Genomic DNA, 8,059 nt, shown 5'->3' with positions numbered 1-8,059 from the left:
GCAGGACTTCAGCCACCGCCTGCACGAGGCGGGGCATCAGCCGTACTGCCTGGTCTGGCCCTGACGCGCCCGGCGCTGAAGGGGCCCTGGCAGTGGCGGGAACGGTCGGACGCGTGCGGCGTGTCGTTTGCGGTGTTCGCTGTCGCGGCGGGCTGGGGTGATCTCAGATCGCGGGTACGAATCCCGCCGCCGACTGCGTGTCGGCGTGGTCGAGCAGCAGTGCGCCCCCTCCCTTGGAGGGGGCGTTTTTGTGCGGTTCTCGTGCGGAGCGGAGTATTCGCAGCCGACTCCGTCGCCGTCCAGAGGGCGTGCGGGGCGGGGCCCCGCCGCGTCCTGGTGGTGGGCGCGGCGGGGAGGAGCAGGGGTTAGAAGGTGAGCTTCCAGCTGTCGATGTAGCCCGTGTCGTAGGCGTAGACGTCCTGGACTCGGAGTTTCCAGGTGCCGTTCGCCGGGATGGTGGAGGCGTCGACGGTGTAGGTCTCGTGTACGTCGTCGGCGCTGTCGCTGTTGTAGTTCTTCAGGCGGCGGACCGTGCCGTCGGAGCCGACCAGGTCGATCACCAGGTCGCCGCGCCAGGTGTGGACGATGTCGACCGTGACCTGGAGGTCGCTGGGCGCGTTGCCGTCGTGGCCGGTGACGACGAGAGGCGATTCGACCGGGTCGCCGGCGTCGGGGATGTTCACATTGCCGGGATTGACGAAGAAGTCACCGCCGGAAGGGATCACGGTCCAAGGGAAGGCCGCCGTCGTCGAGTTGCCGCCGGAGGTCTTCACGGTGACGGTGGCGGTGAAGTCGCCGGGCTCCGTCGGGCTGCCGGAGATCAGACCGGTGGTGGCGTCGATCGTCAGGCCGCCGGGCAGTCCGGAGGCCGTGTACGTCAGGCCGCCCGCCTGGCTGGTCGCCGCGTCGATCTGGAGGGTGGCCGGCTGGCCGACGGCAGCCTCCTGAGCGGCGGGCTGGCTGAGCGTGATGTGGTTGACGAAGCGTCCGCCGACGTTGACGGCTGCCCAGGTGTTGCCGACCGTCTCGTACGCCTCGCTCGACCTGCCGAACAGGTCGGCCGCGGCCTGGAGAGTGGCGACGCGGGCGCCCGCGTAGTCGGTGGTGGAGGTCATGTAGAGCGTCAGCGCCCGGTACCAGACGTTGAAGGCGTTGTGCAGGCCGAGGCCGGGAACCGGCAGGTTGTCGTACGTGGGGCTGTTGTAGGCGGCGCCGTTGATGGTCTTGCTTCCGCTGCCCTCGGCGAGCAGATAGAAGTAGTGGTTCGCCACGCCCGAGGAGAAGTGCGGATCGAGTCCCTCGGTAGCGGTGGACCAGTAGTCCTGGGAGATGCCGTCCTTGGAGGGCTGGTCCATGTAGCGCAGCGGAGTGCCGTCGCCGTTGATGTCGATCAGTTCGCCGACCTCGTAGTCGGGAACGTCGTTCGGGTTGTTGGCGAAGAACTCGACGGCGGCGGCCATGATGTCGCTGGTGCCCTCGTTCAGACCGCCGGACTCGCCGTTGTAGTAGTACAGGTTGGCGGTGGTGGAGGTGACGCCGTGCGTCATCTCGTGGGCGGCGACATCGAGCGCGGTCAGCGGGTTGACGTTGTCGAAGCCGTCGCCGTAGGTCATGCAGAAGCAGTCGTCGTCCCAGAAGGCATTGACGTATTCGTTGCCGTAGTGGACCCGGGAGTAGCCGCCGTTGCCGTCGTTGGCTATGCCGTTGCGGCCGAACTGGTCGTGGTAGAAGTCGAATGTCTTCCGCGCACCGTAGGCGGCGTCCACGGCGGCGGTCTGGCGGTTGGCCACCGTCCCGTCGCCCCAGATGTCGTCGGCGTCGGTGAAGAGCGTTCCGGTGCCGGACCCGCCGCCGTTCAGGTCGTACGTCTTGTGGTTGCCGCCCTGCGTCTCGGTCAGTTCGTAGACGTCGCCGTTGCGGACGCTGCCGACCTGGACCTTGCCGCTGAACTGGCCCTGGCCCACGCCGGCGTGCTTCGTGTCGAACTCCTGGAGCTTCTTGCCGCTCTCGGCGTCGGTCACGACGTGCAGCTCGCTGGGCGTGCCGTCCTCCCGTACACCGTTGACGACGGATTCCCAGGCCAGGGTGGACACGCCGCCCTTCGCCCAGATGACCTGCCGTGGCGCTCCGTCCGGGACGGCCTCGCCGGTTCCCTCGGTCCTGGCGGTGGCCAGGGCCGTCTTCTTCGCCGCCGCGGCCGGGACGGTGGCCTTGGTGGTCGGCACGGATATCGCGCCGTCCGTCGTCCAGGTGACCGTGATGGCGGGAGCGTCGGGAGCGTCGGGAGCGGTGGCGGCGGTGGCGGCCGTACCGGCGGTGGTACGCCCGGTGGCGCGCTCGTGGACCACCAAGTCACCGCCGAGGACGGGAAGTCCGGCGTACGTCCGCTCGTAACGGGTGTGCACGGTGCCGTCGGCGTCCTTGACGACGTCCTTCGGCAGCAGCTTCTCTTTTCCGCCCAGCTTCAGGGAGCGGGCGGTGGTGGTCCCGGCGTCGGCCGCGGCCCTGAGCAGCTTCTCCCGCTGTCCGGGAGTGAGTTCGACGGCTCTCGCGCCCGGTCTGGGCTCGGCCACGGCCTGCCGCGGTATGCCGTCCGCACCGGCCGGACCGACCGGGCCGGCAAGGGCACCCGTGGCGGGAAGGACCGATACGAAGAGCGCGGCCACGGAAACGGCCGCGGCCGTCGCCACGCGCCGACGGCGAGATGAAGTGGCCGTGTCCGTAAGGGAGTTACGGGTGGTACCGGGACTGTGCGAGGTACGTGAGGTGTTCGTCACTCCTGGTGCTCCTTCTGTCCGGCTTGTTCATGACGGCAGGGAGATATGCGATGTGGATGTGACGACCGCGCGGTGTGTTGATCGTTTCAGCGGAAGATGTCTTTGTCAGCAGCGCAAGACAACGATGTCTCAAAGGCGCACGCCCGCTCGAAACCAGCCGACCGCCTATGCCTGAGTCACGTGCGCCTTTACGTGACAGCAACACGGGACCGCCGACCGCTTTGGCCATTTCCGTCATGCGCATGGCCAAAACAGAGCGGCCCCGGATTCCAGCCCCGGATTCCAGACCCCGGACAGGCCGCGCCCGGCCGCAGACACGCCCGGCCGAAGATGGATACGAAGAGGAAGGAAAGGCGGTCAGCCCTCCTCGTCCTCTCCGTCCTCCCCGCCCTCCAGCTCGCCCTCCGTCTCCAGGAACACCTTCCGGAGTTCGGCCAGCACCGCCGGATCCGGCTTCGCCCACATGCCGCGGGACTCCGCCTCCAGCAGACGTTCCGCGATGCCGTGCAGGGCCCAGGGGTTGGCCTCCTGGAGGAACGCGCGGTTCTCCGGGTCCAGGACATAGGTCTCGGTCAGCTTGTCGTACATCCAGTCGGCGACCACGCCCGTCGTCGCGTCGTACCCGAAGAGATAGTCGACGGTCGCGGCGAGTTCGAAGGCGCCCTTGTAGCCGTGGCGGCGCATCGCCTCGATCCAGCGCGGATTGACCACACGGGCGCGGAAGACGCGCGACGTCTCCTCCACCAGCGTGCGCGTACGGACGGTCTCCGGGCGGGTGGAGTCGCCGATGTACGCCTCCGGCGCCGTGCCCTTCAGCGCGCGGACCGTGGCGACCATCCCGCCGTGGTACTGGAAGTAGTCGTCGGAGTCCGCGATGTCGTGCTCGCGCGTGTCGGTGTTCTTCGCGGCCACCGCGATGCGCTTGTACGCGGTCTCCATCTCGGCGCGGGCGGGCCGGCCGTCGAGCTCACGGCCGTACGCGTAGCCGCCCCAGACCGTGTAGACCTCGGCGAGATCGGCGTCCGTACGCCAGTCGCGGCTGTCGATGAGCTGGAGGATGCCCGCGCCGTACGTACCGGGCCGGGAGCCGAAGATACGGGTGGTGGCCCGGCGTTCATCACCGTGCGCCGCCAGATCGGCCTGGGCGTGGGCGCGGATGTGGTTGGCCTCGGCCGGTTCGTCCAGCGACGCGGCCAGCCGTACGGCGTCGTCCAGCAGGCCGATCGCGTGCGGAAAGGCGTCACGGAAGAAACCGCTGATGCGGAGGGTGACATCGATACGGGGCCGGCCCAGCTCGTCCAGCGCGATCGGCTCCAGACCGGTGACCCGGCGCGAGGCGTCGTCCCAGACGGGCCTGATCCCCAGCAGGGCGAGGGCCTCGGCGATGTCGTCGCCGGATGTGCGCATGGCGCTCGTGCCCCAGAGCGAGAGCCCGACCGAGGTCGGCCAGTCGCCGTTGTCGGTGCGGTAGCGCTCCAGGAGGGAGTCGGCGAGGGCCTGTCCGGTCTCCCAGGCGAGCCGGCTCGGGACGGCCTTCGGGTCGACGGAGTAGAAGTTACGGCCGGTCGGGAGCACATTGACCAGTCCGCGCAGTGGCGATCCGGACGGGCCCGCCGGTACGAATCCGCCGTTCAGCGCGTGCACCACATGGTCGATCTCGTTGACGGTACCGGCCAGCCGCGGCACGACCTCGCGGGCGGCGAAGCGGAGGATGTCGGCGATCTGCTTCGGGTCGCCGGACGGGTGACCGGGACCGGACGGGTCGCCGGTCACCTGCTCGGATGGGCTGCTGGCCGGGTCGCCGTCCGCGTCACTGGGACCGGACGCGTGACCGACCGCGTCACCCGGCGGGCCGTCGGCCACCACCCGCTCCACAGCCGCCGGATCCCATCCCGCGTCCTCCATCGCCCGGACGAGCGCGCGGGCCCGCCGCTCCGTCTCGTCGGCGTCGGTACGGGTCGCGGCCGACTCGTCCAGGCCCAGCGCCTCGCGCAGCCCCGGGAGCGAGGTCGTACCGCCCCAGATCTGGCGGGCGCGCAGGATGGCGAGGACCAGATTGACCCGCGCGTCTCCGGTCGGCGCGCCGCCCAGGACATGCAGTCCGTCACGGATCTGCGCGTCCTTGACCTCGCACAGCCAGCCGTCGACATGGAGCAGGAAGTCGTCGAAGCCGTCGTCGTCCGGCCGGTCTTCGAGGCCGAGGTCGTGATCGAGCTTCGCGGCCTGGATCAGCGTCCAGATCTGCGCGCGGATCGCGGGCAGCTTCGCCGGATCCATGGCGGAGATCGCCGCGTACTCGTCAAGCAGCTGCTCCAGGCGCGCGATGTCTCCGTACGACTCGGCGCGCGCCATCGGCGGTACGAGATGGTCCACGAGCGTGGCGTGTACGCGCCGCTTGGCCTGCGTACCCTCGCCCGGATCGTTGACCAGGAACGGATAGATCAGCGGCAGATCGCCCAGCGCGGCGTCGGGAGCGCAGGCGGCGGAGAGTCCGGCGTTCTTGCCGGGCAGCCACTCCAGATTGCCGTGCTTGCCGAGATGGATCATGGCGTCGGCGCCGAAGCCGCCGTCCTCGCGGTCGGCCCGGATCCAGCGGTACGCGGCCAAGTAGTGGTGCGAGGGCGGCAGATCGGGATCGTGGTAGATCGCGATCGGGTTCTCGCCGAAGCCGCGCGGCGGCTGGATGAGGATCAGCAGATTGCCGCGCCGGAGGGCGGCGAGGACGATGTCGCCGTCCGGGTCGCCACCCGAGGCGACGCGGCTGCGGTCCACGAACATCTCGCCGGGCGGCGGTCCCCAGTGCTCCTCGACGGACTCCCGCAGTGCGGACGGGAGTTGCCCGTACCACCGGCGGTAGTCGGCGGCCGGGACACGGACCGGGTTACGGGCGAGCTGCTCCTCGGTGAGCCACTCCTGGTCATGGCCGCCGGCCTCGATGAGCGCGTAGATCAGCTCGTCGCCGTCGCCCGACTCCAGACCGGGAACGGGCTCATCCGTACCGAAGTCGTACCCTTCGGCCCGCAGTCGGCGCAGCAGGGCCACGGCGCTGGCAGGCGTGTCCAGGCCGACCGCGTTGCCGATACGGGAGTGCTTGGTCGGGTACGCGGAGAGCACCAGCGCGATGCGCTTGTCCGCGTTCGGACGGTGGCGCAGCCGGGCGTGGCGTACGGCGACACCGGCCACCCGCGCGGCCCGCTCGGGATCGGCGACGTACACCGGCAGCCCGTCGGGATCCAGTTCCTTGAACGAGAACGGGACGGTGATGAGCCGGCCGTCGAACTCCGGTACCGCCACCTGCGACGCGGCGTCCAGCGGCGACAGTCCCTCGTCGCTGGACTCCCAGGTCGCGCGGCTGGTGGTGAGGCACAGGGCCTGAAGAATCGGTACGTCGAGCGCGGCCAGGGCGCCCGCGTCCCACGCCTCGTCGTCACCGCCCGCCGAGGCCTCGGCGGGCCGCGTGCCACCGGCGGCGAGCACGGTGGTGACGATCGCGTCGACGCCGCTCAGCGCCTCCAGCAGTTCGGGCTCGGGAGCGCGCAGGGACGATACGTAGATGGGCGCGGCGCGGCCGTCGGCGTCCTCGATGGCGTCGCACAGGGCGTCCACGAAGGCGGTGTTGCCGCTGAGGTGGTGTGCGCGGTAGTAGAGGACGGCGACGAGCGGCCGGTGCGCGGACGGGCTGGCTGTGCTGGCTGTGCTGTCCACAGCGAGGCGTTCGTCCCGGCGATCGGCCCGGCCCCAAGTGGGCGCCGCGGCGGGCGGCTCGAAGCCGTGGCCGGTCAGCAGGACGGTGTCGGAGAGGAAGCGCGCGAGCTGCTCCAGATTGGCGGGACCGCCATGGGCGAGATACGCGTGCGCCTCGGCGGCGATACCGATGGGGACGGTGGACGCCTCCATCAACTGGGCGTCCGGAGCCTGTTCGCCGGTGAGGACGACGACGGGCGGGCGGCTCGTGATACGCGGCAGACCAGCGCCAGGACGCGCCTCGGCGTCAGGACGCGCGTCGGCGTCAGGACGCGGAGCGGCCGTACCGTCGCCGAGAAGAAGGTCGATCCCGTCCTGCCAGGCGCGCAGTCCGCCGAGGAGCCGTACGACGACGAGGTCGACGCCCTCCAGCAGCGCGGGCAGTTCGCCGAGCGCGAGCCGGGCCGGGTTGGCGTACCGGTACGGGACCGGACCGCCCGCCGCACGGGCACTGAGCAGATCGGTGTCGGACGTCGACAGGAGCAGGATCATGCGGCGTCTGCCTTCCTCGGGGTCCGCGCCCCGGGCGGTAGGGAGGACGGCGGGAGTTCCTGGCTCACCCGGCTGCTGCCGGGCTCACAGTGGCGGGACCGCGCCGGATTCTCACCGGGCTTCCTCCCCTGACGCCGTCGCTGGCGTTGACGGGCACCGGACCCGTCGTCTGCATAGTAGGTGCAGCAGGTCACGGGCGGGGAGGGCGCCTGGGCGGCCAGGATGGGAGGCATGGGTACGTGGGTATGCTCGCCGCCATGCCGCCCACCTCGCCAACACCCGCCAACCGGGACGAAGCTCCCTCGCGGGCCGACAAAGCTCCCTCGCGGGCTTCCGTTCCGTATCTTGTGCGGGCGCCCGTCCGGGAGGGCGGTGACGCCTGTCCGGGTGCGCTGCGGCTGCACGCGGCGGACGACGGGCGGCTGGCCCGACTGCGTCTGCCCGGCGGTTTGCTGACGTGCCGTCAGGCGAAGACGCTGGCGAGCGCGGCGGAGCGGCTGGGCGACGGACATCTCGACATCACGTCCCGGGGCAATGTGCAGCTCCGAGGGCTGGGCGCGGATGCGGACCGCGGCGCCGAACTGGCGGAGCTGCTGCACGAGGCCGGTCTGCTGCCCTCCGAACGGCATGAACGGGTACGGAACATCGTCGCCTCACCGCTGGCCGGTCTCGACGGATTCGGGAGCGGAGGTGGGAACGCGGGTGGGGGCGTGCGCGGGGACGTGCGTGGGGACGGACGTGGCGTCGGGCAACCGCAGTTGTGGGCACGGGAACTGGACGAGCTCCTGTGCGCGAGTGAGGCGGCGACCGCTCTCTCCGGCCGCTTCCTGTTCGCACTGGACGACGGCCGCGGCGATGTGGCGGCCCTCGGCGCGGATGTGACGTTGCTCGCACGGCAGGACGGCACGGCGATCGTACGTATCGGGGCGAACCGGTCAGGTCTGCGTGTGAACGCCGCCGACGCACCGAGGGCCGCCCTGCTCGCCGCGGAGACGTTTCTCACGGTGGCGCAGGCAGGCGGCTCGGGCGCCTGGCGGGGACGGGGG

At 70.6% G+C, this 8,059-nt stretch carries 2 protein-coding genes, 1 pseudogene and 1 riboswitch; of the genes and pseudogenes, 1 reads left to right on the top strand and 2 read right to left on the bottom strand.

The annotated features are described in order from the left end of the window. Positions 1-365: 365 nt before the first annotated feature. Positions 366-2,777, bottom strand: a complete 2,412-nt coding sequence (locus GA0115259_RS29000) for a M4 family metallopeptidase (protein WP_202450437.1) — start codon at positions 2,775-2,777, stop codon at positions 366-368. Between the two features lie 357 nt (positions 2,778-3,134). Then, on the bottom strand, positions 3,135-7,013 hold the full coding sequence (cobN, locus tag GA0115259_RS28995; RefSeq protein WP_093602507.1) for a cobaltochelatase subunit CobN: 3,879 nt from the start codon (positions 7,011-7,013) through the stop codon (positions 3,135-3,137). Between the two features lie 53 nt (positions 7,014-7,066). Continuing rightward, positions 7,067-7,139: riboswitch (cobalamin riboswitch) on the bottom strand. 119 nt (positions 7,140-7,258) lie between these two features. Here cobN and GA0115259_RS28990 point away from each other — a divergent pair. Continuing rightward, positions 7,259-8,059: pseudogene (locus tag GA0115259_RS28990) on the top strand (cobalamin biosynthesis protein CobG); the annotation flags it as partial.

The sequence above is a fragment of the Streptomyces sp. MnatMP-M17 genome, assembly GCF_900091995.1.
In the GTDB taxonomy this organism is placed as follows: Bacteria; Actinomycetota; Actinomycetes; order Streptomycetales; family Streptomycetaceae; genus Streptomyces.
This window is presented reverse-complemented; position numbering and strand designations above follow the sequence as displayed.